This is a genomic window from Streptomyces sp. NPDC047108, assembly GCF_040643575.1.
In the GTDB taxonomy this organism is placed as follows: Bacteria; Actinomycetota; Actinomycetes; order Streptomycetales; family Streptomycetaceae; genus Streptomyces.
Genome location: NZ_JBEYUP010000005.1, coordinates 219,875 through 245,328, shown reverse-complemented (window position 1 = coordinate 245,328; position 25,454 = coordinate 219,875). Strand labels below are relative to the sequence as shown.

General features: G+C 73.1%; 20 protein-coding genes. 12 read left to right on the top strand and 8 right to left on the bottom strand.

The window, feature by feature from the left end; genetic code table 11:
* Positions 1–13: 13 nt before the first annotated feature.
* Positions 14–823 carry a response regulator transcription factor gene (locus ABZ822_RS14085; RefSeq protein ID WP_360852043.1) on the bottom strand — a complete coding sequence of 270 codons (810 nt, stop codon included), beginning with the start codon at positions 821–823 and terminating at the stop codon, positions 14–16.
* Between the two features lie 251 nt (positions 824–1,074).
* Between ABZ822_RS14085 and ABZ822_RS14080 the strand changes: the two genes are divergently transcribed.
* The 4 genes from ABZ822_RS14080 to ABZ822_RS14065 all read left to right on the top strand — a co-directional run bounded on the left by ABZ822_RS14080 (position 1,075) and on the right by ABZ822_RS14065 (position 4,696).
* Positions 1,075–2,454, top strand: a complete 1,380-nt coding sequence (locus ABZ822_RS14080) for a ferric reductase-like transmembrane domain-containing protein (protein ID WP_360852041.1) — start codon at positions 1,075–1,077, stop codon at positions 2,452–2,454.
* A 77-nt stretch (positions 2,455–2,531) separates the two neighbouring features.
* Positions 2,532–2,969 (top strand): FMN-binding protein, encoded by a 438-nt coding sequence (locus ABZ822_RS14075; protein ID WP_360852038.1) that lies wholly within the window; start codon positions 2,532–2,534, stop codon positions 2,967–2,969.
* Positions 2,962–3,765, top strand: a complete 804-nt coding sequence (locus ABZ822_RS14070) for an FAD:protein FMN transferase (protein ID WP_360852035.1) — start codon at positions 2,962–2,964, stop codon at positions 3,763–3,765. The genes ABZ822_RS14075 and ABZ822_RS14070 overlap by 8 nt, the downstream gene beginning before the upstream one ends.
* A 244-nt stretch (positions 3,766–4,009) precedes the next feature.
* Positions 4,010–4,696 carry an HAD family acid phosphatase gene (locus ABZ822_RS14065; protein WP_360852032.1) on the top strand — a complete coding sequence of 229 codons (687 nt, stop codon included), beginning with the start codon at positions 4,010–4,012 and terminating at the stop codon, positions 4,694–4,696.
* An 82-nt stretch (positions 4,697–4,778) separates the two neighbouring features.
* Here ABZ822_RS14065 and ABZ822_RS14060 read toward each other — a convergent pair whose 3' ends face one another.
* The gene (locus tag ABZ822_RS14060) at positions 4,779–6,314 is read right to left on the bottom strand and encodes a glycerol-3-phosphate dehydrogenase/oxidase (protein WP_360852029.1); all 1,536 of its coding nucleotides are present in this window, start codon (positions 6,312–6,314) and stop codon (positions 4,779–4,781) included.
* Between the two features lie 19 nt (positions 6,315–6,333).
* Complete coding sequence (locus ABZ822_RS14055) at positions 6,334–6,915, bottom strand: helix-turn-helix domain-containing protein (RefSeq protein WP_360852026.1); 582 nt, start codon at positions 6,913–6,915, stop codon at positions 6,334–6,336.
* A 26-nt stretch (positions 6,916–6,941) separates the two neighbouring features.
* Here ABZ822_RS14055 and ABZ822_RS14050 point away from each other — a divergent pair, with 26 nt between their 5' ends.
* A complete protein-coding gene (locus ABZ822_RS14050) occupies positions 6,942–8,549 on the top strand; it encodes an FAD-binding oxidoreductase (RefSeq protein WP_360852023.1) in 1,608 nt (535 codons plus the stop codon).
* Entirely contained in the window at positions 8,546–9,427 is an 882-nt protein-coding gene (locus ABZ822_RS14045) for a diacylglycerol kinase (RefSeq protein ID WP_360852021.1), read from the top strand. The genes ABZ822_RS14050 and ABZ822_RS14045 overlap by 4 nt, the downstream gene beginning before the upstream one ends.
* A 114-nt stretch (positions 9,428–9,541) precedes the next feature.
* On the opposite strand, the gene ABZ822_RS14040 is transcribed toward ABZ822_RS14045, so the two are convergent.
* The 3 genes from ABZ822_RS14040 to ABZ822_RS14030 form a co-directional block, all read right to left on the bottom strand.
* Positions 9,542–10,417 (bottom strand): glycosyltransferase, encoded by an 876-nt coding sequence (locus tag ABZ822_RS14040; protein WP_360852018.1) that lies wholly within the window; start codon positions 10,415–10,417, stop codon positions 9,542–9,544.
* Positions 10,418–10,649: 232 nt separating this feature from the next.
* Entirely contained in the window at positions 10,650–11,798 is a 1,149-nt protein-coding gene (locus ABZ822_RS14035) for a Glu/Leu/Phe/Val dehydrogenase dimerization domain-containing protein (RefSeq protein WP_360852015.1), read from the bottom strand.
* Positions 11,799–11,897: 99 nt separating this feature from the next.
* Positions 11,898–14,792 carry an FAD-linked oxidase C-terminal domain-containing protein gene (locus ABZ822_RS14030; protein ID WP_360852013.1) on the bottom strand — a complete coding sequence of 965 codons (2,895 nt, stop codon included), beginning with the start codon at positions 14,790–14,792 and terminating at the stop codon, positions 11,898–11,900.
* Positions 14,793–14,985: 193 nt separating this feature from the next.
* Here ABZ822_RS14030 and ABZ822_RS14025 point away from each other — a divergent pair, with 193 nt between their 5' ends.
* A complete protein-coding gene (locus tag ABZ822_RS14025; RefSeq protein ID WP_360852010.1) occupies positions 14,986–15,897 on the top strand; it encodes a LysR substrate-binding domain-containing protein in 912 nt (303 codons plus the stop codon).
* Here ABZ822_RS14025 and ABZ822_RS14020 read toward each other — a convergent pair.
* Both ABZ822_RS14020 and ABZ822_RS14015 read right to left on the bottom strand, forming a co-directional pair.
* The gene (locus tag ABZ822_RS14020; RefSeq protein WP_360852445.1) at positions 15,873–17,384 is read right to left on the bottom strand and encodes an amino acid permease; all 1,512 of its coding nucleotides are present in this window, start codon (positions 17,382–17,384) and stop codon (positions 15,873–15,875) included. The two genes, ABZ822_RS14025 and ABZ822_RS14020, sit on opposite strands and share 25 nt — an antisense overlap.
* A gap of 346 nt (positions 17,385–17,730) precedes the next feature.
* A complete protein-coding gene (locus ABZ822_RS14015) occupies positions 17,731–18,708 on the bottom strand; it encodes a LysR family transcriptional regulator (RefSeq protein ID WP_360852007.1) in 978 nt (325 codons plus the stop codon).
* 184 nt (positions 18,709–18,892) lie between these two features.
* On the opposite strand from ABZ822_RS14015, the gene ABZ822_RS14010 reads away from it, so the two are divergent.
* The 5 genes from ABZ822_RS14010 to ABZ822_RS13990 all read left to right on the top strand — a co-directional run bounded on the left by ABZ822_RS14010 (position 18,893) and on the right by ABZ822_RS13990 (position 25,265).
* Entirely contained in the window at positions 18,893–20,062 is a 1,170-nt protein-coding gene (locus ABZ822_RS14010) for an FAD-binding oxidoreductase (RefSeq protein WP_360852442.1), read from the top strand.
* 32 nt (positions 20,063–20,094) lie between these two features.
* A complete protein-coding gene (locus tag ABZ822_RS14005; protein ID WP_360852004.1) occupies positions 20,095–21,486 on the top strand; it encodes a VOC family protein in 1,392 nt (463 codons plus the stop codon).
* 53 nt (positions 21,487–21,539) lie between these two features.
* Positions 21,540–23,075, top strand: coding sequence for an aldehyde dehydrogenase family protein (locus tag ABZ822_RS14000; protein WP_360852001.1), 1,536 nt, complete (start codon positions 21,540–21,542; stop codon positions 23,073–23,075).
* A 334-nt stretch (positions 23,076–23,409) separates the two neighbouring features.
* On the top strand, positions 23,410–23,694 hold the full coding sequence (locus ABZ822_RS13995; protein ID WP_360851998.1) for a hypothetical protein: 285 nt from the start codon (positions 23,410–23,412) through the stop codon (positions 23,692–23,694).
* 344 nt (positions 23,695–24,038) lie between these two features.
* Positions 24,039–25,265 (top strand): alpha/beta hydrolase, encoded by a 1,227-nt coding sequence (locus ABZ822_RS13990; protein ID WP_360851995.1) that lies wholly within the window; start codon positions 24,039–24,041, stop codon positions 25,263–25,265.
* Positions 25,266–25,454 lie beyond the last annotated feature (189 nt).

The window sequence follows — 25,454 nt, the reverse complement described above, 5'->3', positions numbered from 1 at the left end:
CGTGGGTGCGGCCTCATCGTGGGTCCGGTTTCAGGACGTAGCCGACGCCGCGCACGGTGTGGATCAGCGGGCTGTGCCCCTGGTCGATCTTCTTCCGCAGATAGCTGATGTAGAGCTCCACGACGTGGGCCTGGCCGCCGAAGTCGTAGGACCACACGCGGTCGAGGATGCGGGCCTTGCTGAGGACGCGGCGCGGGTTGCGCATCAGGAAGCGCAGCAGCTCGAACTCGGTCGGGCTCAGGTCCACGATCCGGCCGCCCCGGGTCACTTCCCGGGCCTCCTCGTCCATCACCAGGTCCCCGACGGTCAGCAGCTTCGCCGTGTCCGTGGCCCGCGCCATGCCCGCCCGGCGCAGCAGCCCGCGCAGCCGCGCCAGCACCTCCTCCAGGCTGAAGGGCTTGGTGACGTAGTCGTCGCCGCCCGCCGTGATCCCCGCGATGCGGTCCTCCACCGCGTCGCGTGCCGTGAGGAACAGCACGCACACGCCCGGCGCCTCGGCCCGCAGCCGGTGCAGGACCTCCAGCCCGTTGATGTCGGGCAGCATCACGTCCAGCACCACCGCGTCCGGCCGGAACGTACCGGCCGTGGCGACCGCCTGCTCGCCCGTGCCGGCCGTCGTCACGTCGAAGCCCTCGCTGCGCAGGACATCGGCCAGAATGCCTGCAAGGTCCGGTTCGTCGTCGACGACGAGGACCCGCACGGGCGACCCGTCGGGGTGGTGCAGCCCGGCGGGGACGGCGGTGCGGGCCTCGGCGGTGCCGGTCTCGGCCGTCCGGGGGCCGGCCGCAGGCGTCTCGGTCGTACGGGGCTCGGGAGATCTCATGGTCCCGGCAGTATCGCCCGCCGACCTCTGAGTTTCCTATGAGTCCGGATCGCGGTCACCGCCCGCTCCCGCAGGGCCCTCCGGCACGGGATTCCCGCATGACCACGGCCTTCCGCCACCACCGCGCCTTGCCGGCGGGCCCGCTCCCGGCCCGGCCGCTCAGAGGGAACACAGAGGAAGCGCTGCCACGGTGAGCCGACCGCCGCCCGTGACGTTCCGCGGCGGTCGCACATCCGACCCGGGGAGAAGTGATGACCACCGCCCAGCAGACCACCGGCGCCGGCCACCGGCGCGCCCCGCAGCACGCGCCGCCGTCCGTCCGGCCGCCCTGGTACGTGACGGGAGGGGCGGTCCTGCTGCTCGTCCACGCGGGCGCCGCCGCCGTGGTCCTCCTGTGGTGGAGCAATACGGAGTCGGTCGTCGGCCTCGCGGGATGGCTGACCAACGCGGGCCGGCTGACCGGCCTCCTCGCCGGATACGCGTGCGCGGTCCTGCTCGCCCTGATGGCGCGGATACCGTTCCTGGACCGCACGGTCGGCTCGGACCGGCTCGCGCGCTGGCACGCGATGGGCGGCCGCTACACCGTGTCCCTGGCCGTCGCCCACACCGTACTGATCATCTGGGGCTCGTCCGCCGCCTCCGGGACCGGTCTCGTCGAGCAGACGACCACGCTGGTCTTCGAGTACGAGGACATGCTGTGGGCCGCCATCGGCTTCCTGCTCCTGCTGGCCGTCGGGATCGTCTCGGCGCGGGCCGCCCGCCGCCGGATGTCCTACGAGACCTGGCACTTCCTGCACTTCCTCACCTATCTCGCGGTCTTCCTCGCCTTCTTCCACCAGCTCTCCAACGGCACGGACTTCGCGGGCAGCACGACCGCGGTCACCGCCTGGTACGTGCTGTACATCGGCGTCGCCGCGGCCCTCCTCTGGAACCGCTTCCTCACCCCCGTACGCCGCGCCCTGCGCCACCGGCTGCGGGTGTCCGAGGTGCACCCGGAGGCGCCCGGCGTCGTCTCCCTCTACATCACCGGCCGGGACCTCGAGAAGCTGGGAGCGCGGCCCGGGCAGTTCTTCCGCTGGCGCTTCCTGGCGCGCGGCCACTGGTGGACCGCCAACCCGTACTCGCTCTCGGCGCCCGCCGGTTCGGGCTTCCTGCGGATCACGGTGAAGGCGGCCGGAGGGCACAGCCGCGGTGTCGCCTCGCTGAGCCCCGGCACCCGCGTCTGGGCCGAGGGCCCGTACGGCGCCTTCACGCCGGAGCGCCGTACCCGTACGAAGGTGCTTCTCGTCGCGGGCGGGGTGGGCATCACGCCGCTGCGGTCGCTCTTCGAGACCCTGCCCGGCCAGGTCACTCTCCTGTACTTCGCGCGCAGCTTCGACGACCTCGCCCTCCGCGAGGAGTTGGACGACATCGCCGCCGCGCGGGGCGCGGGCGTGCACTACGCGGTGGACGAGCCGGGCGGCGCGTCGGTGGCCCTCACCCCGGGGTCGCTGGGCGCGCTGGTGCCGGACCTGGCGGACCACGACGTCTATCTGTGCGGCCCTCCAGGGATGACGGCGGCGGCCCGGACCGCCGTGCGGGGCGCGGGAGTTCCGCGGCACCGCATCCACCACGAGACGTTCGCGTTCTGACGTTCCGCAGCCCGTCCGCGGCCCGTCCGCAGCCCGTCCGCAGTCCCTCCGCAGTCCCCCCCCACGAAAGGCCGATCATGAAGCGCATCGCCGTCACGACCACCGCGACCGTGGCCGGACTGGTCCTGCTGCTCTCCCTCAAGCCCCACGAGGAGCCGGAGGCCACCGCCTCGCGTACTCCGGCCGCCGAGCCCGCCCCCAGCACCTCGGCGAGCGGCGGATCCTCTGACTCGCCGGAGGAAGAGAAGGCCAGCGGCGCGTTCACCGGTGACACCGTGAACACCGAACGCGGCCCCGTGCAGGTGAAGGTCACCCTGAACCAGGGCCGGATCACGGCGGTCGACGTGCTCAAGGGCGTCCACGAGGGCGGCCCCAGCGCCGGCGCCGTACCGAAGCTCGAGCAGGCGACGCTCACCGCCCAGTCCGCGGACATCGACAGCGTCTCCGGGGCCACGTACACCAGCGAGGGCTACATCACGTCCCTGCAGAGCGCGTTGGACCGTGCCGATGCCTGAGCCCGGGCGGCTGCGTCATGTGGAGCACGCCATGGGCACGGTCTTCTCCTTCGACGTCCGCGGCCCGGCGACGCCCGCCGTACGCGCCGCACTGGCCGGGGCCGTCGCCTGGCTGCACCGCGTCGACGCCCTCTTCTCCACCTACCGCGCGGACAGTGAGATCAGCCGGCTGGACCGGGGCGAGGTGACGGTGGCCGAGTGCGACCCGGACGTGGCCACCGTCCTGGAGCTGTGCCGCTGCGCGGGGCGGCTCAGCGACGGCTGGTTCGACGCCCGCGCCGGCGGGCGCCTCGACCCCTCCGCGATGGTCAAGGGCTGGGCGATCGAACGGGCTTCGCAGATGCTGTACGACGCCGGAGCCCGCGACCACACCGTCAACGGCGGCGGCGACGTCCAGTGCCGGGGTGAGGCCGCGCCCGGATCCCCCTGGCGGATCGGGGTCGCCGACCCGCTGCGGCCGGGGGAGTTGGCGACCGTGGTGTCCGGAGGGGACATGGCGGTGGCGACCTCGGGCACCGCCGAGCGCGGGCACCACATCCTCGATCCCCGTACCGGCCGCCCGTCGGCCGGGCTCGCCTCGGTCACGCTGGTGGGCCGTCACCTCACGGAGGTCGACGCACTCGCCACCGCGGTGTTCGCGATGGGGGAGGAGGCGCGTACGGGGGTGGAGCGGATGACGGGGGTGGAGGCGTTCGCGGTCACGACGGCGGGAGAGGCGTGGTGGACTCCCGGCTTCCCCGACCGCGTTCCGGCCCTCACCGTCCGGGGGAGGGCGAACTCCCCGGCCGAGGGATGAACGCGCCGGTGAAGGGTGAACTCCCCTGCGGTGCACCTTTCGTCACCAGTGCACGCTTCGCCGGGATGGCGCCTCTTGGGTCGGCCGGTCCGCGGAGTGACAACAAGTTGTTGCTACCGAGCGGTAGTCGGAACGTTTCCTTCCGTCCATGATGAGACGTGAACATGCCAGCGGTTCTTCGACGTAACCCTCCGAAGAACCGTATTTCCCCGTGTCGAATCTGCGACCCAGGAGTGAACCCCCCATGCATGGACGCAACTGGACCACCCGGATCGCGGTGTCCGTCGCCGCCGTCGGCGTCGCCTCGGTGACGACGATGGGCGCGGCGCCCGCCACCACCGCTTCCGCACCGGCCGGAACCCAGGCCGCGCCCAGCGCGTACACGGCACCGGCGGCGCCGTCCCACGCCGCAGGCGTCAGCGCCGGGTTCGCGGACGTCGACTACGAGACCTGGAAGCGCGACGTCAGCGCGGTGACCGACGTTGCCCGCCCCTATCTCGAACAGCGCATCTCCCAGGGCTCCGGCGACAAGATGGCGATCGTCCTCGACATCGACAACACCTCGCTGGAGACGCACTTCCACCCCTTCTGGGAGTTCCCGACCCCTCCGATCCAGCAGACCCTGGACCTCGCGCGCTACGCCAAGTCCCGTGGTGTGGCGGTGTACTTCGTGACGGCCCGGCCCGGCATCATCTACTCGCTCACCAAGTACAACCTGGAGAAGGCCGGTTTCCCGATCTCGGGCCTGTACGTGCGTGATCTGCCCGACCTCTTCGAGGAGGTCAGCAAGTACAAGACCGCCAAGCGCGCCGAGATCGAGGCCAAGGGCTACAAGATCATCGCCAACATCGGCAACACCCCGACCGACATGGCCGGCGGCCACGCCGAGAAGACCTTCAAGCTCCCGGACTACGACGGCGCCCTGTCGTAAGGCACCCCGCCCCGACGGACCGAACACCGCGCCCGTCCCTCCCGGATTCGTCCGGGAGGGACGGGCGCGGTGCGTACGGGTGTCAGGCGCCGAGCGCCGCCCGCGCGGCCGGCAGCGCCCGCTCGCGGTCCTCCGGCACCAGGCCGATGCGCGTACGGCGGTCCAGCAGATCGCCCTCGTCCAGCGCGCCTTCGTGCCGCACCGCCCAGCGCAGCTCCGCGCCGGTGATGCCCGCGGCGACCGGTTCGAGCAGCCCGGGGTCGTCCGCGGCCCCGGCCAGGACGGCACCGGCCTCGCTGCCGTAGCGGGCGACGAGCCGCGGCGGGGCGTCGAGCGCCGCCAGCCGGGCCGCGGGTGCGGCGCCGATGAGCGGCAGGGACCGCGTACGGCAGGGCTGTGCGGCGATCCCCGCCCTGGCCAGCCCGGCGTCGACGGCGTCCTCGGCCATGGCCCGGTACGTGGTGAGCTTGCCGCCGACCGCGGTGATCACCCCGGCGGGGGAGGTGAGGACGGCGTGCCGCCGCGACAGGTCGGCGCTGCGGCCCGTCCCGGAGTCCAGCAGCGGACGCAGCCCCGCGTACGTGCCGATGACGTCCTGGCGCGTCAGCGGCGCGGCGAGCACCCCGGAGAGGACGCGGAGCAGGAACTCGATGTCGTGCTCGGGTGCTTCGGGGACGTCGGGGACGGGCGTGTCCAGCGGTTCGTCGGTCAGACCCGCGTACACCCGGCCGTCGGGCTGCGGCAGCGCGAAGACGAAACGATTGGTCTCGCCGGGCACCGGGACGGTCAGCGCGGCGCGGGGATGTCCGAGAGCCGCGCCCGGCAGCACGATGTGGGTGCCGCGGCTCGGCCGCAGCCGGACGCCGGAGGCCAGGGTGTCGGCCCAGACGCCGGTGGCGTTGATGACACACCGCGCGCGGACGTTGAGGGTCTCGCCGGTCAGCTCGTCGCGCAGCTCGGCCGCGTTCCCGTCCAGCTCGACGGCCGCGCAGCGGGTGACGATGTGCGCGCCGTGCGCCGCGGCCGTACGGGCCAGGGCCACCACCAGCCGTGCGTCGTCGGTGAGTTGGCCGTCGTAGGAGAGCTGACCGCCGCGCAGGCCCGCGGGGCGCAGGGCGGGGGCGAGGGCGAGGGTGAGCGCGGCGGAGATGCCGCGCGAGGGCGGCAGGGCGCCTGCTCCGGCGCGGGCGGACAGGCGCAGCACGTCCCCGGCGAGGAAGCCGGCGCGTGTGGTCGCGGCCCGCAGGCGCGGGGTGTCGTGGTGGACCGGCAGCACCATGGGCAGGGCGCGCACCAGATGGGGCGCGGTGCGGCTCATGAACAGGCCCCGCTCTCGGGCGCTCTCGTAGGCGATCCCGATGTCGCCGGTGGCGAGATAGCGAAGACCGCCGTGGACCAGCTTGGAACTCCAGCGGCTGGTGCCGAAGGCGAGGTCGTGGCGCTCGGCGAGGACCACGCTCAGCCCGCGGGACGCGGCGTCCAGGGCGATGCCCGTGCCGGTGACGCCGCCGCCGATCACGAGGACGTCGATGTCGGGGCGGTGGGTGAGGTGGTCGAGGGAGCGTTCGCGCCGCGCGGCGTTCAGGGAGCCGGGCCGGTGGTCGGGGCGGCGGTTCATCGCATTGCCTCCAGGCGGTTCATCGCGTGGCCTCCAGCGGTCGCAGATATCCGTTCAGGAGCAGGCGCAGCTCCTCCAGGAGCCGGTCGTCGTCGAGGGTGTCCGCGACGAGGCGGCGCGAGGTCGCGACGGACTGGACGCTGATCAGCACCATTCGGGCAAGTTGTCCTGAATTGCCCTCGCGGATCGAGTTGTCGGAGTGGCCCGCCTCGACCTCGGCGCGGATCAGATCCAGCGCCGCCCGCTGACTGGATCCGAAGCGGTGGAAGACGTACGTGGCGAGAACATCGGTCTCGGTGTCCACGAAGCGGTTGAACAGCGGGTGGGCCCAGAGGGTCCCGACCGTGCCCGCGCACTGGTGGATCAGGCGCTCGCGGGCCGTCGCCTCGTCCGCCTGCAGGGCGCATGCGTCGAAGACGGCGCGCAGTTCGCGGGTGAGGAGGTCGGCCACCAGTGAGGAGATGTCGGGCCAGTGCCGGTAGACGGTGGGGCGGCTGACGCCGGCGCGACGGGCCACATCCGTGAGCGTGGTCCGGCGGACCCCGAAGGCCTCGATGCACTGCCGGGCCGCGTCGAGGATCGCGTCCTCTCTTTTACGCATTGACGTCATGTGTAACACTGTACTCCATGACTCGTCCCCACCACCGCGTCGGTGAGATGGCCTGGAACGCCTGGGGCGACCCCGGGCAGGCGCGCACACTCAACGACTCCGTACGCCAGTTGATAACCCAGGCGCTCAGCGTCACGACCGAGGCCGAGGCCCCCGTCCCGGAGGCCGACCTCTCGCTCGTACCGAGCGCTCTGCCCGACGCCGCCCATGCGGCCCTCGCCACCGTCGTCGGCTCCGAGCACGTGCTGACCGACGCGACCACCCGCGTCCTGCGCAGCGGCGGCAAGAGCACGCCCGATCTGCTCCGCCGCCGCGCCGGGGACGTCGCCTCCGCCCCGGACGCCGTCGTACGGCCCGGCACCCACCAGGAGGTGGAGGAGGCGCTGGCCGCCTGCGCCTGGCACCAGATCGCCGTCGTACCCTTCGGCGGCGGCACCAGCGTGGTCGGCGGAGTCGAGCCGCTCCGCGGCCGGTTCGGCGCCGTGATCAGCCTGGACCTGCGGCGCCTGGACCGCCTCGTCGAGCTGGACACCGAGTCCGGGACCGCCACCCTGGAGGCGGGCCTGCGCACCCCCGAGGCCGAAGAGCTGCTGAACGCCGAGGGGTTCACGCTCGGCCACTTCCCGCAGAGCTACGAGTTCGCCACCATCGGCGGGTACGCCGCCACCCGCTCCTCCGGCCAGGCGTCCGCCGGCTACGGGCGCTTCGACGACATGGTGACCGGGCTGCGCGTGGCCACCCCGCGCGGCACCCTCGACCTCGGGCGCGCCCCCGCGTCCGCCGCGGGGCCCGACCTCCGTCAGCTCTTCCTCGGCTCCGAGGGCACCTTCGGCGTCATCACCGAGGTGACGGTGCGTGTGCGCCGGGTCCCCGAACAGCGCCGCGACGAGGCCTGGTCGTTCCCGGACTTCGCCCGCGGCGTCGCGGCGGTGCGCGCCCTCGCGCAGTCCGGCGCGCTGCCCACCTCGATCCGTATCTCGGACGAGACCGAGACCTTCGTCAACGCCGCCATCGCCGGGTCCGCCGCGCCCGAGGGCTGCCTGGCCGTCGTCGGCCACGAGGGCACCGAGGAGCGGATCGCGGAGCGCCGCGCCGCCGTCGCGGCCGTCCTCCGTGAGCACGGCGCGACCCCGCTGAACCAGGACACGGCCGGGGACTGGCGGCGCTCCCGCTTCTCCGGCCCGTACCTCCGCGACGCGCTGCTGGACACGGGCATCCTCACCGAGACCCTGGAGACCGCGACGACCTGGTCCGGCATCGCCGGGCTGAAGGAGCGCGTGACGGCCGCACTCACCGAGAGCCTCGGCGCCGACGGCCCGGCCCCGGTGGTCTTCTGCCATCTCTCGCACGCCTACCCGTCGGGCGCCTCGCTGTACTTCACCGTGGCCACGGACGCCGGTGCCGAACCGGAGAAGCGGTGGCGGGCGGCCAAGCGGAGCGCGAGCGACGCGATCGCCGCCGCCGGGGGCACGATCACCCACCACCACGCGGTCGGTGTGGACCACGCCCCGTGGATGGAGGCGGAGATCGGTCCGCTCGGCGTGGAGGTGCTGGCGGCGGTCAAGAAGGCCGTGGACCCGCTCGGCATCCTCAACCCCGGCAAGCTCATCCCCACGCAGTCATGACCGGCCGTCGCGTCGCGGTCCTGGTCAATCCGGCCGCGGGACGAGGCGCCGCCGCCCGGGCAGCCGACGAGGCCGTACGGGTCCTCAGTTCGGCCGGCTGGCAGGCGGCGGTGGTCACGGGGACGGACGCGGACGACTCCCGCGCCCGCGCGCGGGAGTGCGTGGCGTCCGGCGTCGACGTGCTGGCCGTCGCCGGCGGCGACGGCATGGTCAGCATCGGCCTGCAGGCGGTGGCCGGCAGCGACACCCCGCTGGCCGTCATCCCTGCGGGCACCGGCAACGACTTCGCCCGGTCCCTGGGGATCCCGCGCGACGACACCCCGGCCGCGGCGCGGCTCATCGCGGACGGCGTACGCCGGTACGTCGACCTCGGCCGGTGCGGCGACCGCTGGTTCGGCACGGTGCTGACCTCGGGCTTCGACTCGCTCGTCACGCACCGCGCCAACTCCATGTCCTGGCCGCGCGGCCGGGCCCGCTACAACCTGGCGATCCTCGCCGAGCTGGCCAAGCTGCGCCCGCTGCCGTTCACGCTGAAGCTGGACGGGCGGGCCGTGGAGCTGGACGCCACGCTCGTCGCCGTCGGGAACGCCCCGTACTACGGGGGCGGGATGAAGATGTGCCCCGAAGCGGACCTGGACAGCGGGCAGTTGGCCGTCACGGTCGTCGAGGCGGTGGGCCGGGCCCAGCTGGTCAGGGTCTTCCCCCGCGTCTACAAGGGCGCGCACACGACGCACCCCCGCGTGCGCACGTACACCGCCCGCACGGTGGAGATCGACTCGCCGGGCGTCTTCGGCTACGCCGACGGGGAGTTCGTCGGCGACCTGCCCGCGCGGGTGGACTGCGTCTCGCGGGCGGTCGCGGTGATGGTCCCGGGCTAGGCGGTTCGTACCGACCGGAGGGGCTCGCCCGCCCCGGTCGAGGACCCCGGCGCGGTCGAGGCCCCCGGCGCGGTCGAGGCCCCCGGCGCGGGTCGCGAAGGAGACATCGACGGCCTAGACAACGGGAGGACGCCCCAGGCGGGTCATCCGCCACACCGTGGTCCACCGCATGGGCCGCCTGGGGCCGCACGGTTCACGCAGGCCCTCGGCGAAGCCTGCTGCCCAGGCGCGCAGGCCCGTGAGGGACCGCGTGCGTGCCACGGTCAGTACCGTCCAGACGCCGAGGTAGAAGGGAACGAGGACGGCCGGAAGGTGCCGCTTGGCCAGCCACACCCGGTTCCGTGCCACCATGCGGAAGAAGACCGCGTGGCGGGTGGGCGAGGTCCAGGGATGCCGCAGAACCAACTGAGGTTCGTAGAGCACCTTCCAACCCGCGTCCAGGGCACGCCACGCCAGGTCGGTCTCCTCGTGGGCGTAGAAGAACGCCTCGGGCCAGCCGCCGACTTGCCGAAGCATGGGCATCGACAAGCCGTGTCCGCCGCCCAGGAAGGTCGTGACCAGGCCGCCCTTCATCGGATCGCCGGTCCGCAGCCGGGGAACGTGCCGACGCTGCGTGCGACCGCGTTCGTCAGCGATGCGGAAACTGACGATGCCCAGTCCCGGGTCGGACTCGTACAGGTCGACGAGGCGTGTGAAGACGTCAGGGCTGATCAGTAAGCCGTCGTCGTCCAGGTCCACGACGATGTCGACGTCACCGAACTCCTGGAGCCGGGCCAGGGCGGCATTCCGTCCCCCTGAGATGCCCAGGTTCTCTGCCAGCTCCACCCCCGTCACCCCCTCGGGAAGCGGCGGCAGCGGAGAGCCGTTGCCCACGACCACGATCCGCGTGGCAGGCGTGTCCTGCTGGGCGACCGAGTCGAGGAGGTCGGCGAGTTCGGCCGGCCGATTCCCCATCGTCAGCACGGCAACACCAACGCGCAGATGACGCACGGATGAACGCTCCGTTCCTGTGGGGCTGGTGTCCGCGATGCTATCCGGCTCAAGGAGCCGCCGGCGGCGGACAGGACGTCGGCCCGGCTGTCCTTGCCAGCGGCGTGGTCGCGCAGCGCATCTCGTCTCCGAGCCCGACGGTCGAGGGGGAGACCGGCTCCGTGGATCGGGTGCTCGTCGTGCGGGCGCGGACGCGTGGGGAGATGCGTCCGCGCCCTTCCCGTACGCCCCCTCAACTCCGGGAGACACGACCCTTGCTGACCATCGCCGCCCGTACGCGCTCCTCGGCCAGGCCCCGGCCCGCGTCGTGCGGGGTGATTCCGCGCCGGGCCGCCTCCTCCAGCACCGTCGTGGCGTTGGCGCGGAGGCGGGAGGAGACGGCGTGGAAGATCTGCGGCGTCTCCGGCCGGAAGCCGGAGTAGCGGCCGTCCATCGCGAACGCGGCCGCCACCACCCCGCCCGCGTTGGCCACGATGTCGGGGACCACGGTCACCCCGCGGGCGGCGAGCACGGCCTGTGCCGGGGGCGAGGTGGGCAGGTTGGCGCCCTCGACGACCAGGCGCGCCTTGATCCGGTGGGCGGTGTCGTCGTCGATGACGTCCTGGAGCGCGGCGGGTACCAGGACCTCGCAGTCGACGGTGAGTTCGGCGCCGGGCGGCAGGGACGTGCCGCCCTCGTAGTGGGCCACGCAGTGGTCGCCGTACGCCTCCCGGGCTCGCAGCAGCGCGGGGACGTCGAGGCCGGCGGGGTCGTGCAGGGTGCCGTGGGCGGTCGAGACGGCGACGACGCCGGCGCCGAGTTCCGCGAAGCGCCGCGCAGCGGCGGCGCCGACGGCCCCGAAGCCCTGGAGGGCGACGCGGGACCCGGACAGCGGGAGGCCGAGCGTCCCCGCGGCGGCGTCCGCGGCCTCGGCGACGCCGAATCCGGTGACGCCGAGCTTGTCGTACGCGACGCCGCCGAGGTGCCCTGGCGTGCCCACCGCGGCTCCGCGGTCGCCGAGTTCGTCCTGGATGATCGCGGCGTCGTCCTCGGTGAGCCCCATGTCCAGGCCCATCACGTACTCCCGGGGCACCTCGTTGGACAGCGCGCGGGCGAAGGCGCGCAGGGCCGCCTCCTTGTCTGGTGACGCGGGGTCGGCGACGATTCCGGCCTTGGCACCGCCGTAGAAGAGGTCGACACCGGCCCACTTCCAGGTCATCACCCGTGCCAGCCGGGCGACTTCGCCGACCGTGACCGTGGGGCTCATCCGTGTCCCGCCCTTGCCGGCGCCGCGCGCGGTGTTGTCGATGACCAGCACGCCCTTCATGCCGGTACGCCGGTGGGAGACGACGACGATCTTCTCGGGGCCCCAGTCGTCGATCAGGGAGAGCGAGTCGGTCACGGCAGGTGTCCTTCTTCCTTCAGCGGTACGCGGTCGGCTTCCGTCGTCGGGGAGCGGTCGGCTTCCGTCGTCGGTACGCGGCGGGCGAGGTGCGGGGGGTCACGGGAGGGCGCGGGCGATCAGCTCGGCGAGATGCGTGGCCTCGCGGTCGCCGTGCTGGGCGATCTGGGTGCGGCAGCTGAAGCCGTCGGCGAGCACGACGGTGGAGGGCGGGGCGGAGCGCACCGCGGGCAGCAGCACCTGCTCGCCCGCGGCCACCGACACCTCGTAGTGCCCGCGCTCGAAGCCGAAGTTGCCCGCCAGGCCGCAACAGCCGGAGTCCAGAACGGTGTTGTCGACGCCCATCCGGCGCAGCAGCGCGGCGTCCGCGCCGAAGCCGGAGGTGGCGTGCTGGTGGCAGTGGGTCTGGCTGAGCGAACGCGCCTCGGCCCGCGGGGGTGTCCAGTCCGGGGCGCCGGACTCCAGGAGTTCGGCGAGCGTCCGGGCGGAGTCGGCGAGGGCGCGCGCGGCGGGGTGCCCGTCGAGGAGTCCGGGGAGGTCGGTCCGCAGGGCCGCCGTGCAGCTCGGCTCCAGCCCGACGACCGGTGTGCCCGCCTCCAGGTGGGGCGCCAGGGATCGGACGGTCCGCCGTCCGATCCGTCGCGCGATGCCCAGCTGGCCCGTGGTGATCCACGTCAGTCCGCAGCACTGCGTGCCGTCCGGGACCTGGACGCGGTAGCCCGCGCTCTCCAGGACCTTCACGCCGGCGCGCAGAACACCCGGCGTGAAGTGGTTGTTGAAGGAGTCCGCCCACAGCACGACCGGTCCGCGGGCACCGCTGCCCCGCGGGACCCGGCCGCGGAACCAGTCCAGAAAGGTCCGCTCCGCGAACCGCGGGATCGTGCGCTCCGGCGCGATCCCGCCGAGCCGCTTCAGCAGCGGCGCGGTCGTCCGCGCGGAGGTGAGGGCGTTGACGAGGCGAGGCGCCCGGGCCGCGGCCCGGGAGACCAGCGGCAGCCAGCCCATCGAGTAGTGGGACGCGGGCCGCAGCCTGCGGCGGTAATGGTGGTGCAGGAACTCGGACTTGTACGTGGCCACGTCGACCCCGACGGGGCAGTCCACGCCGCACCCCTTGCAGGACAGGCAGAGATCGAGGGCGTCGCGCACCTCGGCCGAGCGCCAGCCGCCGGTGACGACCTCGCCCTGCGTCATCTCGTACAGCAGCCGGGCCCGTCCGCGGGTGGAGTCCTTCTCGTCCCGGGTGACGCGGTAGCTGGGGCACATGACGCCACCGCCGGGACGCGCCGTACGGCACTTCCCGACGCCGACGCAGCGGCGGGTGGCCTTGGCGAAGTCGCCGTCGTCGGCGGGGAAGGGGAAGACGGTGGCGAGGGGAAGGGGCGTACGGTGCGGGGCGGTCCGCAGGTCGGCGTCCAGGGGCCGCGGGCGCACGATCATGCCCGGGTTGAGCCCGCCGTCGGGATCCCACACGTCCTTGAACCGCTCGAACAGGGCGATCACTTCGGGCGGATACATCAGGGGGAGAAGTTCGGAGCGTGCCTGACCGTCGCCGTGCTCGCCGGAGAGCGAGCCGCCGTGCTCGGCGACGAGGCGGGCGGCCTCGGTGACGAAGACACGGAAGGCGGCCGTGCCTTCCTCTGTGGTGAGGTCGAAGTCGATGCGTACGTGCAGACAGCCCTCGCCGAAGTGCCCGTACACCGCACCGCGCAGCCCGTGCCGGTCCATCAGGCCGGTGAAGCCCCGCAGATAGGACCCCAGGCGGTCGGGCGGGACCGCCGCGTCCTCCCAGCCGGGCCACGCCTCCGAGCCGTCGGGCAGGCGGGTCGCGAGCCCGGCGCCGTCCTCCCGGATCCGCCACAGCGCCCGGGCCCGTACGGGATCGGTGACCGTCTCGGCCCCGGTGAAGCCCGTCGCCTCCCGTGCGGTCGCCGTCAACTCCTCGGCGTGCGCCTTGAGTTCACCGCCCGCGCCGCCGAGTTCGGCGAACAGCCAGGCGCCTGCCGGGGGCAGGGTGTCGATCGCCTCCCGTACGGACGGCCGGGTGACGATGTCCGTGAGCGCGTGGTCGAGCCCCTCCAGGGTGAGCAGCGGGTGGCGCAGCAGGGCCGGTACGGCGTCGGCGGCGGCGCAGGCGTCGTCGAACCCCAGGACCACCAGGGCCCGTTCGGGCGGCGGGGCGATCAGGCGCACGGTTGCCGAGAGGACCACCGCGCAGGTCCCCTCGCTGCCCACGAGGGCCTTGGCGAGGTCGAAGTGCCGCTCGGGCAGGAGGTGTTCGAGCCCGTAGCCCGAGACCTGGCGGGGGAAGCGGGCCAGCGAGGTGCGCAGCGTCTCCAGATGGCCGCGGGCGAGGTCGTGGAGCGCGGCGACGAGCCGGCCGCGCTCGCCGCCCCCGGCGACGGCGGCCTCGATCGCGTCGGCGGTCATCGCGCCGACCGTCAGGACGGTGCCCCCGTAGGTGAGCACCTCCAGCTCGACGACGTTGTCCACGGTCCGGCCCCAGGCCACCGAGTGCGATCCGCAGGCGTTGTTGCCGATCATGCCGCCCAGCGTGCAGCGGCTGTGCGTCGAGGGGTCCGGGCCGAACCGCAGCCCGTGCTCACCGGCCGCGGCCTGGAGGTCGTCCAGTACGGTCCCGGGCTCGACGGTCGCGGTCCGCGCCACCGGATCGAGGGCGAGCACACGGCCCATGTGGCGGGAGAAGTCGAGGACGACACCAGGTCCGACGGCCTGGCCCGACGTACTCGTCCCGGCGCCCCGCGAGGTGACCGGGACCCCGAGCCGGCGGCAGACCGCGACCGCGTTGATCACCTGCTCGCGGTGGCGGGGGAAGACCACGGCGAGCGGCACCCGGCGGTAGTTGGAGGCGTCGGACGCGTACTGGGCCCGGCGTCCGGCGTCGGAGGCGACCTCGCCGCAGTCCGCGAGCGCGAGGGCTCGGGCCACCGCCGACGGGTCGGGTGTCGGGCCGCCGGCCTCAGCGTTCCTCGCCACGTGCGTTCGCTCCTTCGGGGTCCGCCCGGAGACCGTCCGCCCGGGGCCACCTCCACCCTGGAGGCCGGTCACGAGGCGGACAAGGGTCAGCAGCCCGACAGAATGCGGGGTCGAGGGCAAGCAGTGCTTACTCTGCCGAGACGGGTTACGCTCGCTGCGCCGACCGCACCGGATCAGCCCGAGGAGGCGCGGCATGCTCAAGCCCGTCCATCTGCTCACCCTGCGCGCCGTGTGCCGGAGCGGGTCGTTCGCCGTCGCCGCCCGCGACCTCGGCTACACCTCCTCCGCGATCTCGCAGCAGATCGCCGGCCTGGAGAAGGACACCGGCCTCGTCCTCTTCGAGCGCGAGGCCCACGGCATCCGGGCCACCGCCGCCGCCCACCGCCTCGTCGAGGCCGGCGGCCGGGTGCTCGCCGCGCTGGACGATCTGGACCACCACGTGCAGGAGCTGGCCACCGGCACCGCCGGACGGCTCCGGCTCGGCAGCTTCCCCACCGCCAGCGTCCGGCTCGTCCCCGCCGCCCTCACCGCCTTCGCCGCCTCGCACCCCCGGGCGGAGATCCGGCTGGAGGAGGGCGAGCCCGACGAACTCCTCGGGCCGCTCGCGGGCGGCGATCTGGACGTGGCGCTGGCCTACGAGTACGGGCTCAGCCCTCGCCGGTGGCCCGACGGCCTCGCCGCCCACCCCGTCCTCCGGGAGGACCTGCTGCTCCTCCGCCCGCGCGAGAGCGGCCTGGGCACGGAGCTGCCGTCCCTCGCCGGGGCGCGCTGGGTGACCAGCCGTGAGGGAACGGCCGGTGCGCTGTCCCTGAACCGGCTGTGCGCGGCCGCCGGATTCACCCCCGCCGTGGGATTCCGCAGCAACAACTACGACGTCGTACGGGAGTTGGTTTCGGCCGGATTCGGCGTCGCCGTCGTGCCCGCTCTCGGACACGTCGACGACGACCGGATCCTCGCCACCCGTCTCACGCGGCGCTCCGCGTACCGCCGCGTGGTGGCGCTGCACCGCGAGGCCAACAGCAACCCGCTGCTCCCCGCGGTGCTCGCCGCGCTGCGCCGGGCGGTGCCCGGCGACGCCGCTCATGTGCGGCCGGTCGGCTCCTGACGCTCCGGTGACGCGGTGCCGGGCCCGCCGGAGCCGCCGGAGCCGCCGGAGCCATCGGGGCCGCCGGGGACGTCGGAGCCGCCCGTGCCGTCCAGGTCTCGCAGGTCCTCGGGCCCGTCGGTGTCGGAGAGTTCGTCCAGCGCGTCCAGGTCCACGGATCCGCCCGGCATCACGCGGCGCGTCCTGCGGTAGCCGTAGAGGGCGTAGATCACCAGGCCCGCCAGCAGCCAGGCGCCCAGCCGCAGCCAGGTCTCCCAGCGCAGGAACGACATCAGCCACACCGAGAAGACGATGCCCAGCACCGGCACCACGGGCATGCCGGGGCAGCGGAACCCGCGGCGCAGACCGGGCTTGGTGTATCGGAGGACGAGCACGGCGGCGGAGACCACCACGAAGGCCAGCAGGACGCCGATGTTGGTGAGTTCGGCGACGGCGTTGATCGGCAGCAGCCCGGCGAGGACCGCGGAGATGATGCCGATCAGCCACGTCGCGCGGTGCGGGATCCTCGTACGGGGATGGATGGCGCCGAACCAGGCGGGCATCAGCCCGTCCCGGCTGAGCGCGTACCACAGCCGCGAGGCGCCCATCATGAACGAGAACGTCACCGTGACGATCCCGATGACCGCGCCCACCGCGATGACGTTCGCCAGCCCGGAGAGCCCCACGCTCTGGAAGGCGCTGGAGAATCCGCTGGTGGGGTTGAGGTCGGAGTAGTGCTGCATGCCGGTCAGCACGACGCAGGCCAGCACGTACAGCACCATCGAGATGCCGAGCGAGAGCAGCATCGCCTTGGGCAGCTTGTTCCGGGCCTCGACGGACTCCTCGGCGGCGGTGCTCAGCGCGTCGTAGCCGAAGACGGCGAAGAAGACCGTCGCGGCTCCCGTGAAGGCGCCGCCGAGCCCGAACGGTGCGAAGGGTTCAAGGTTTCCGCTGTTCACCTTGGTCATGCCGACGACCACCACGACCAGCACGATCGCGATCTTGACGATCGTCAGCACGGTCTCGACGCGCGCCGAGGTACGGGTGCCACGGGTCAGCAGCCACGCCACACCGAGGCAGATGAGCACGGCCACGAGGTCGATCCGGTGCCCCTCGCCGGTGCCGGGCGCGCCGAGCGCCCAGGTGGGCAGGTGGACGCCCACCGCCTCCAGCAGGAAGCCCACGTAGCCGGACATGCCGATGGCGACCACGGCGACGATCGCCGTGTACTCCAGCAGCAGGTCCCAGCCCACGATCCAGCCGACGACCTCCCCGAGGACGGCGGCGCAATAGGTGTACGAGGAACCGGCCTTCGGCACCATCCCGGCGAACTCCGCGTAGGCGAAGGCCGCGCACAGCGAGGCCGCACCGGCGACGAGGAAGGAGATGACGACCGCGGGACCGGCGACGTCCCGGGCGACGGCGGCGGCGAGGCTGAAGACGCCCGCGCCGATGATCGCGCCGATCCCGATCATCGTGAGCTGGGTCAGGCCGAGGGTGCGCACCATGCGCTCCCCGGCGGGCTGTTCGGAGGGGAGGGTACGCCGGAAGATGCCATGGGGGCCTCGTCCCAGCAGATCAGGCAGGGTCGATCGTGAGGTTCGGGTCGGGGACATCGTCTCTTCCTTGTCCGGTCGTCCGGCTGACGGCGGGCCCTGGCGGCCGTCGTCGTGGGGAGCGGGTCACCACATGGCTGGACACCCTGACCGACGGCGCGCGGGCAGGAGAAGACCTCGCAGAGCGACACCTTCCCGGCCTGAGGGCCAGAAAGAATGAGCCTGCCCGCGGGGCGGGGACGGGAGGACGGGCTCTGCCGGGGCGGGCGGGAACGCTTCGAGAGGGCGGGGGTACGGCTCAGGCGGAGGCGCCGCGTCCGCCCAAGTCCCACTCCTCGCCGGGCCGTTCGCCGGCGCCGCGTCGTCCGCCGCCGCGCTGTTCGTCCCGGGCGAGTTCGCGCAGGATGTCGACCAGCGCCGTCACCGTCGGCCGGGACTCGGCCGAGGCCCGCACCACCACGACGATGTGGCGCTCGAACTCCTCCCGGAGCGGCACCACGTCGAAGACGGAGGCGCGCAGCCGCAGCATCAGATCCGTCACCGTGGAGACCCCGATGCCTGCCTCGACCAGCGCGAGGGTCGCCGCGGTGTCGGTCACCACATGCCGTACGTCGGGCTCGACGCCCGCGCGCCGGCAGGCGGTCCGCACCGCACGCCCGTAGTAGCTGTCCGCCGCGGGCAGGATCCAGCCGAGGTCGCGGGTGTCGGCGAGGGCGACCGGGCCGGAGCCGGGCATCGTCCCCGTCGGGACGGCCAGCGAGAACCGTTCGCGGTAGAGGCGGCGCAGCCGCAGCGCCGGGTCGCGGGGGATGGGGACGTCCGGGTAGTCAAGACCGAGCGCGAGATCGACGGCCCCGGCGGCGACGGCGTCGAAGACCTCGTCGACGTCCATGTCCTGGCTGTGCACGCTCAGGGCCGGGTGCCGCTCGCGGGCCCGCCGCAGCGCCAGCGGAAGGATCTCCGCCGCGGCGGTCGCGAACAGCCCCACCTGCAGCACGCCCGCGATCTCGCCGCGCGCCCGCTCCAGCGCCTCGACGGCCTCGGCCTCGGTGGCCAGGATCCGCTCGGCGTGCGCGGCGAGGGTGACCCCGGCGTCCGTGAGCTCCACCCGCCGTCCGACCTTGCGCAGCAGCCGCATCCCGGTCGCCTTCTCCAGCGCCGCGATCTGCTGGGAGACGCCGCCGGGGGTGTAGCCGAGGGCGTGGGCCACCGCGGTGATCGTGCCCCGGCGGGGCAGCTCGACCAGCGACCGCAGCTGCGCGCTCGTCCACTCCATACAGCCACGCTAATAGGTCGAGTGGAAAAACTGTTCATGGACGTCAACGGTCGACGGGATGCACGATGGCCCCGAGCCGCTGATCAGCAACCTCCTCCGTCATGCCAGCCCGCGCCGGACCCGCGAGCCTCGCGCCCGCCCGGCCCGGCAACGTACCGGCCACAGAGAGGGATCGGTCTTGTCCATCTCACCCACGGCCAGCCCGCTCCCCCCGGACGCCGAAGTGGTGATCATCGGCGGTGGCGTCATGGGCACCAGCATCGCCTTCCACCTCGCCGAGGCCGGCATCACCGACACCGTCGTCGTCGAGCGGGGCGACCTGGGCAGCGGCAGCTCCGGCAAGCCCATCGGCGGCGTCCGCGCCCAGTTCTCCGACCCCCTCAACATCGAGATCGGCGACCGGAGCCTGCGCGCCTACCGGGACTTCGCCCGCCGCCCCGGCACGGACATCGTCCTCGACACCGTCGGCTACCTGTTCCTCCTCACCACCGAGCAGCACGCCGCCGACTTCGAGATCAGCGTCGGCATCCAGAACGAACTCGGCGTCCCCAGCCGCATGATCGGCCCCGCCGAGGCGCAGCGCCTGTGCCCGTACGCCACCACGGACGGCCTGCTCGCCGGCGCCTGGTCCCCGGCCGACGGCCACGCCCGCCCCGGGCTGGTCGTCCAAGGCTACGCCGCTGCCGCCGCCGAGGCCGGCGCGGTGATCGCCCCGCACACCACCGTCACCGGCATGGACACCACCGGCGAGCGCGTGAGCGTCGTCCACACCAGCCGCGGACCCGTCCGCTGCTCCACCGTGGTCTGTGCGGCCGGGGCCTGGTCGGCCGGGATCGGCCGGATGGCCGGGGTCGAGCTGCCGGTCCGCCCCGTACGGCGCCAGCTCGCCTTCAGCGCCCCGCTCGACCCGCCGGCCCCGCGCATCCCCTTCACCATCGACTTCGCCACCAGCGCGTACTTCCACAACAGCGACGACGGGCTGCTGTTCGGGCTCGCCGACCCGGACCAGGAGGAGGGGTTCGACACCACCTGGACATCGGAGTGGATGGAGCTGTTTCGCGCCGCGGCCCGCCGCCGCGCACCCGCCCTCGCCGGCATGGAGATCTCCGGCGGATGGGCCGGGCTCTACGAGGTGACCCCCGACCACAACGCCCTGATCGGACGCGCCCGTTCACCGGAGAACTTCCTCTACGCCACCGGCTTCTCCGGCCACGGCTTCCTGCAGGCCCCGGCCGTGGGCGAGATCGTGCGCGATCTGCATCTGGACCGTAGGCCGGTCGTGGACGTCACCCCGCTCGCCGTCGACCGGTTCACCGCGGGTGCCGATATCCGTCCCGAAGCCCACATCGTCTGAGCCGCACCCGACCGAAAGGCAGAGACCAGCCCATGTTCAGCCAGTGGCAACTGCGCGCGGCGTTCGCGCACCGGCTCTCCGAGATGTACGGACGGGAGGTGCCCGCGTACACGACGCTCGTCGACGTCTCCCGCGAGGTCAACGAGGACGTGCTGCGCACCGAGGGCGCCGGCGCCGAACGCCTCGGCTCCATCAGCCGCGTCACCGCCGAGCGCCACGGCGCGATCCGGGTCGGCACCCCGGAGGAACTGAACCAGGTCGCCCGGATCTTCGGGGCCCTGGGCATGCGCCCGGTCGGCTTCTACGATCTGCGCGAGGCCGCCGCAAGCGCCGTACCGGTGGTCTCCACCGCCTTCCGGCCCGTCGCATCCGAGGAACTGGCGCGCAACCCGTTCCGCGTCTTCACCTCCATGCTCACCCCCGCCGACCCGCGCTTCTTCGACACCGGCCTGCGGGCGCGCCTGGAGCGGTTCCTCGCCGAGCGGCAGCTCTTCCCGCCGGACCTGCTCGCCCTCGCCGACCGGGCCGAGGCCGAGGGCGAGCTGCCCGACGCCGACGCCGAGCGCTTCCTTCACCTCGCCGTCCGGGCCTTCGAGCTGTCCACCGAGCCGCTGGACCAGGGCTGGTACGAGACGCTGGAACGGGTCTCCGCCGTGGCCGCGGACATCGGCGGCGTCCGCAGCACCCACATCAACCACCTCACCCCGCGCGTCCTGGACATCGACGAGCTGTACCGCCGGATGACCGAACGCGGCATCACCATGATCGACACCATTCAGGGCCCGCCCCGCTGGGACGGCCCCGACGTCCTGCTGCGCCAGACCTCCTTCCGCGCGCTGGACGAACCCCGCCCCATGCGCACCGCGGACGGCCGGGTGACCAGCGGGGCCCTGCGGGTGCGCTTCGGCGAGGTCGAGGCGCGCGGCATCGCCCTCACCCGGCGGGGCAGGGCGCTCTACGACGACCTGCTGACCCGTATCGACGACCGCGAGGCGAAGGACGGCGGGGACCGCCAGGAGATCGCCCGCGCCCTGTGGGAGGAGAACCTTCCGGCCACCGAGCGCGAACTCGCCACCTCGGGCCAGGCGTTCTTCACCTACCACGTGCTGCCGGACCGCCCGCGCGACGGCGCCCGGCCGCCCGCCGGCCTGGCCGAACTCCTCGACCAGGGCTGGATCGAGGCCCGGCCCATCGTCTACGAGGACTTCCTGCCACGGTCGGCCGCCGGGATCTTCCAGTCCAACCTCAGCGAGCAGGGTTCGCGCAACGACACCCAGTCCGCCGTCCGTTACGACAGCGACTGGCTCTCCGGCGCCGTCGGCCGCGAGGTGCTCGACCCCTTCTCCCTGTACGAGCGGCAGCGGAACGCCTCCCTGGAGCAGGTGGCCGGGGAGCTGCACCTGCCGGGCCCACCCACGGCCTGACGCCGCCGCACACACCCGTCCACACCCGACGACAAACCCCGAAAGGACCCCTCATGACCGGCACAGACGTCACCCTCCCGACCACCGAGGACCTGCGCGAGCGGGCGCTGGCCGCCCTGCGGCGCGTGGGCGCGGAGGTCCCGGAAGGGAGTGACTTCGCGGCGCGGACGCCGATCACCGGCGAGGACCTCTTCGGCCTGCGGGCGACCACGGGCGCCGAGGCGGACGAGGCGATCCGGAGGGCCGCCGAGGCGTTCCGCACCTGGCGCGTCACCCCGGCACCCCGCCGCGGTGAACTGGCCCGGCGCCTGGGCGAGTTGCTGCGCGAGCACAAGGGCGACCTGGCCGACCTCATCACCGTCGAGGCGGGCAAGATCCGCTCCGAGGCGCTCGGTGAGGTCCAGGAGATGATCGACATCTGCGACTTCGCCGTGGGCCTCTCCCGGCAGCTCTACGGGCGCACCATCGCCTCCGAGCGCCCCGGCCACCGCCTCGCCGAGACCTGGCACCCGCTGGGCGTCGTCGGCGTCATCTCCGCGTTCAACTTCCCCGCCGCGGTGTGGTCGTGGAACACCGCCGTCGCCCTGGTCTGCGGCGACACCGTGGTCTGGAAGCCCTCCGAGCTCACCCCGCTGATCTCGCTCGCCTCCAGCCGTCTGCTGGCCCGCGCCGCCCAGGACGTGGGCGCCCCCGCGGATGTGCACGCGCTGCTGCTGGGCGACCGGGACCTCGGCGAACGGCTCGTCGACGACCGCCGCGTGGCGCTCGTCAGCGCGACCGGCTCGACCCGGATGGGCCGCGAGGTCGGACCGCGCGTCGCGGCCCGCTTCGGCCGCACCCTCCTCGAACTCGGCGGGAACAACGCCGCCGTGGTCGCCCCGTCCGCCGACCTCGACCTGGCGGTCCAGGGCATCGTGTTCGCCGCGGCCGGCACGGCGGGCCAGCGGTGCACGACGCTGCGGCGCCTCATCGTCCACCGCGACATCGCCGACACCCTCGTCGACCGGCTCACCACCGCCTACCGCAAGCTCCCGATCGGCGACCCGTTCGAGGACAGCACCCTGGTCGGACCGCTCATCTCCGAGGGCGCCCGGCAGACCATGGAGGACGCGCTGACCCGGGCGCGCGCCGAGGGCGGCACGGTCCTGGTCGGGGGAGGCCGGCGCACCTCCGGCACGGCGCCGCGGGCCGCGTACGTGGAGCCCGCCATCGTCCGGATGGAGCAGCAGACCGATGTCGTTCGCGAGGAGACCTTCGCGCCGGTCCTCTACGTCCTCACCTACGACACCCTGGAGGAAGCCGTTGACCTGCACAACGACGTGCCGCAGGGGCTGTCGTCCAGCATCTTCACGCGCGACCAGCAGGAGGCGGAGCGCTTCCTGTCCGCGGAGGGCTCCGACTGCGGCATCGTGAACGTGAACATCGGCACGTCCGGCGCCGAGATCGGCGGAGCCTTCGGTGGTGAGAAGGAGACCGGCGGGGGACGGGAGTCGGGGTCCGACTCCTGGCGCGCGTACATGCGCCCGGCGACCAACACGATCAACTACTCGAGCGAGTTGGCGCTCGCGCAGAACGTCAGCTTCCTCTGACCTCCTCCCATGACGGCACGGACCGCCCCGCCCCGGAACACCCCGGGCGGGGCGGTCCCGTTGCGGGCGCGTACGGCGTGGACCGGTCCGGAGGGCCTCCGGACCCCCGTGGCGCAACGGATCCGGTCCCAGGAGGTGCAATCTGGCGGGACCGGAGTGAAAATAGGAAGATGGCTGCCTTGTACACAGCCCCTTGTCGTCGGCAGCCGGGCCCGAGCGACCCGGCCCGCGCCGCGCTGAGCCACCACCCCTGCCGGCAGGTCGCCGGCAGTGCGGGACGCAGACCCGCCGCAGGCTCCCTGGAACCTGTCCCCGTACGTATCGAGGTCTGACCGTGGACACCTGGGCGACATGGACGACGGCCGGTGTGATCGCCGGGTCGGGCGGTGTGATGACCGAAGAGGTGGGCACCATCACCGGAGATCTCACCGTGCACACGACGTGGCTGGAGGGCGAGGCCGCCGTGGCCGTCCAGTACACGGGTGCGTCGGACTGGTACACCGTCTCCGGCAGCCCCGTCCCCGCCGACAACGAGACCACCGGCCGGGCCGTGCACCAGAGAGCCGTCGAGACGGTCCGGTCCGGACACGCGGCGCGCCTGGTGTCCGAGGACGTCTGACACCGCCTGCCGTCCAGGGTCCGCATCGCGGATGCGCGCCGTGGCGCCGTGTACGGGGGCGCGTAAGGAGGGCAGGGCGCGGGCCATTCGGAGCAGGGCGCGAGTGGCGGCCCGGGGGCGGGCGCAGGGCCTCCTACGGTGCGGGGATGACCAACGCTTCCACACCTTCAGGACATGACCTGAGCAGGCGTGTTGCTCTCCGGGGGCTCGTCGCGGGAGCGGGTGCGGCCGCTGTCGGCGCGGCGGCCGGCGGCACGGCCTTCGCCGCTGCCTCCGCCCCCAGGCCGCTCCCCGCGGAGCCCTCGTCCCCGTCCAGGCCGGCCGGAAACCCCACGCCCGGGGTCATGACGCTCTTCGACGACCCGGGGTTCAACTTCACCGGCCTCTTGGCGCTCGGTGCCGCCGGGTACGGCTCCTCCCAGGTCGGCGAGGTCCTCACCGCGGTCAACGCCATCAACGCGGCGGGCCTGAGCAACCAGACCTACACCGACACGTTCGTGTCCTGGGGGCGCCGGCTCGCCAAGTCGGCGGCCCGGGCGGGCGTGAGGGAGCAGACGGAGACGCAGCGCGCCCAGGCGCTCCGCGCGTCCCAGTACTACGCCCAGGGCCTCTTCTACGTGCTGGGCACGAACGACCCGGGCGCCGAGGAGAACCTCTACTGGGCGACCCGCGAGCAGTGGGACACCTTCAGCCGGAACTGGGTTCCGGCCGCCCTGCAGACGACCGTCAACTGGGGCAAGGTGAAGATGCCGGTCTGGTTCTTCCGGCCCGACACCACCGGCAGGCCCCGCCCCACCGTGATCCTCACCAACGGCAGCGACGGCCAGAATGTCGACATGTGGACCTACGGTGTCGCCGCCGCCATGGCGCGCGGCTGGAACGCCCTCGTCTACGACGGCCCGGGCCAGGGCCAGATGCTGTTCGTCAACCAGACCTCGTTCACACGGCGTTGGGACCATGTGGTGACCCCGCTGGTCAACTGGCTGACCCAGCGCGGCGACGTCGACCACGACCGCATCGCCCTCGCCGGGCTGAGCATGGGCGGCAACCTCGTCGGACAGGCGGCGGCCTTCGAGCACCGCATCGCCGCGCTCGTCTCCATGCCCGGCTGCCTGTCGCCGTGGCTGGCCTTCCCGCCCGAGGTCCGGGAGATCCTCAAGCCGACCAAGGCGGAGACCAACCGGTACTGGAACGAGGTGATCGTCCCGACGCTCACCCCCGAGCTGGCCTTCCTGCTCAAGAAGCGGTTCGAGCCGTTCGACCCCGCGGTGATGCGCGCCGCCCGCAGGGGACAGATCTTCACCGACTTCTGGACGCCGGCCCAGGCGGTCATCGCGCTCGACATCACCAACGTGGTACCGCAGATCCAGTGTCCGACGCTCATCCTGGACTACGACGACGAGCAGTTCTACCCGGGCCAGCCCAGGGCGATGTACGACCTGCTCCGCTCGCCCAAGAAGTACATCAAGCTCACCCGGGCCCAGGGGGCGCAGCTCCACTGCTCGCCGATGGCGCCGCAGACGCACTGCGAGACCGTGTTCGACTGGCTGGAGCAGACCCTGCACGTCTGACCGCCGGTGGCCGGCCGCGCGCCGGCCGGGAGTCGGGCCGCCCCACGTCCTGGGGGCGGCCCAACTCCTTTTCTAGGCACCGGTGTTGCCGAGCGGCGCCGGGAACCGCTCTGCGCCGTACGGGCCGTGACGCCTCCGGAGGGCGTCCACCCGGCATGGCCATCGTCACACCTACGGGTGGCCTGGTGT

What these genes read in the sequence shown, in the direction of transcription:
- ABZ822_RS14075 (WP_360852038.1), top strand. Translation starts at nt 2,532, where the DNA reads ATGAAGCGCATCGCCGTCACGACCACCGCGACCGTGGCCGGACTGGTC.
- ABZ822_RS14055 (WP_360852026.1), bottom strand. Translation starts at nt 6,915, where the DNA reads ATGCGTAAAAGAGAGGACGCGATCCTCGACGCGGCCCGGCAGTGCATC.
- ABZ822_RS14015 (WP_360852007.1), bottom strand. Translation starts at nt 18,708, where the DNA reads ATGGAGTGGACGAGCGCGCAGCTGCGGTCGCTGGTCGAGCTGCCCCGC.
- ABZ822_RS14005 (WP_360852004.1), top strand. Translation starts at nt 20,095, where the DNA reads ATGTTCAGCCAGTGGCAACTGCGCGCGGCGTTCGCGCACCGGCTCTCC.
- ABZ822_RS14000 (WP_360852001.1), top strand. Translation starts at nt 21,540, where the DNA reads ATGACCGGCACAGACGTCACCCTCCCGACCACCGAGGACCTGCGCGAG.
- ABZ822_RS14025 (WP_360852010.1), top strand. Translation starts at nt 14,986, where the DNA reads ATGCTCAAGCCCGTCCATCTGCTCACCCTGCGCGCCGTGTGCCGGAGC.
- ABZ822_RS14020 (WP_360852445.1), bottom strand. Translation starts at nt 17,384, where the DNA reads ATGGTGCGCACCCTCGGCCTGACCCAGCTCACGATGATCGGGATCGGC.
- ABZ822_RS14070 (WP_360852035.1), top strand. Translation starts at nt 2,962, where the DNA reads ATGCCTGAGCCCGGGCGGCTGCGTCATGTGGAGCACGCCATGGGCACG.
- ABZ822_RS14080 (WP_360852041.1), top strand. Translation starts at nt 1,075, where the DNA reads ATGACCACCGCCCAGCAGACCACCGGCGCCGGCCACCGGCGCGCCCCG.
- ABZ822_RS14085 (WP_360852043.1), bottom strand. Translation starts at nt 823, where the DNA reads ATGAGATCTCCCGAGCCCCGTACGACCGAGACGCCTGCGGCCGGCCCC.
- ABZ822_RS14050 (WP_360852023.1), top strand. Translation starts at nt 6,942, where the DNA reads ATGACTCGTCCCCACCACCGCGTCGGTGAGATGGCCTGGAACGCCTGG.
- ABZ822_RS14065 (WP_360852032.1), top strand. Translation starts at nt 4,010, where the DNA reads ATGCATGGACGCAACTGGACCACCCGGATCGCGGTGTCCGTCGCCGCC.
- ABZ822_RS13990 (WP_360851995.1), top strand. Translation starts at nt 24,039, where the DNA reads ATGACGCTCTTCGACGACCCGGGGTTCAACTTCACCGGCCTCTTGGCG.
- ABZ822_RS14045 (WP_360852021.1), top strand. Translation starts at nt 8,546, where the DNA reads ATGACCGGCCGTCGCGTCGCGGTCCTGGTCAATCCGGCCGCGGGACGA.
- ABZ822_RS14060 (WP_360852029.1), bottom strand. Translation starts at nt 6,314, where the DNA reads ATGAACCGCCGCCCCGACCACCGGCCCGGCTCCCTGAACGCCGCGCGG.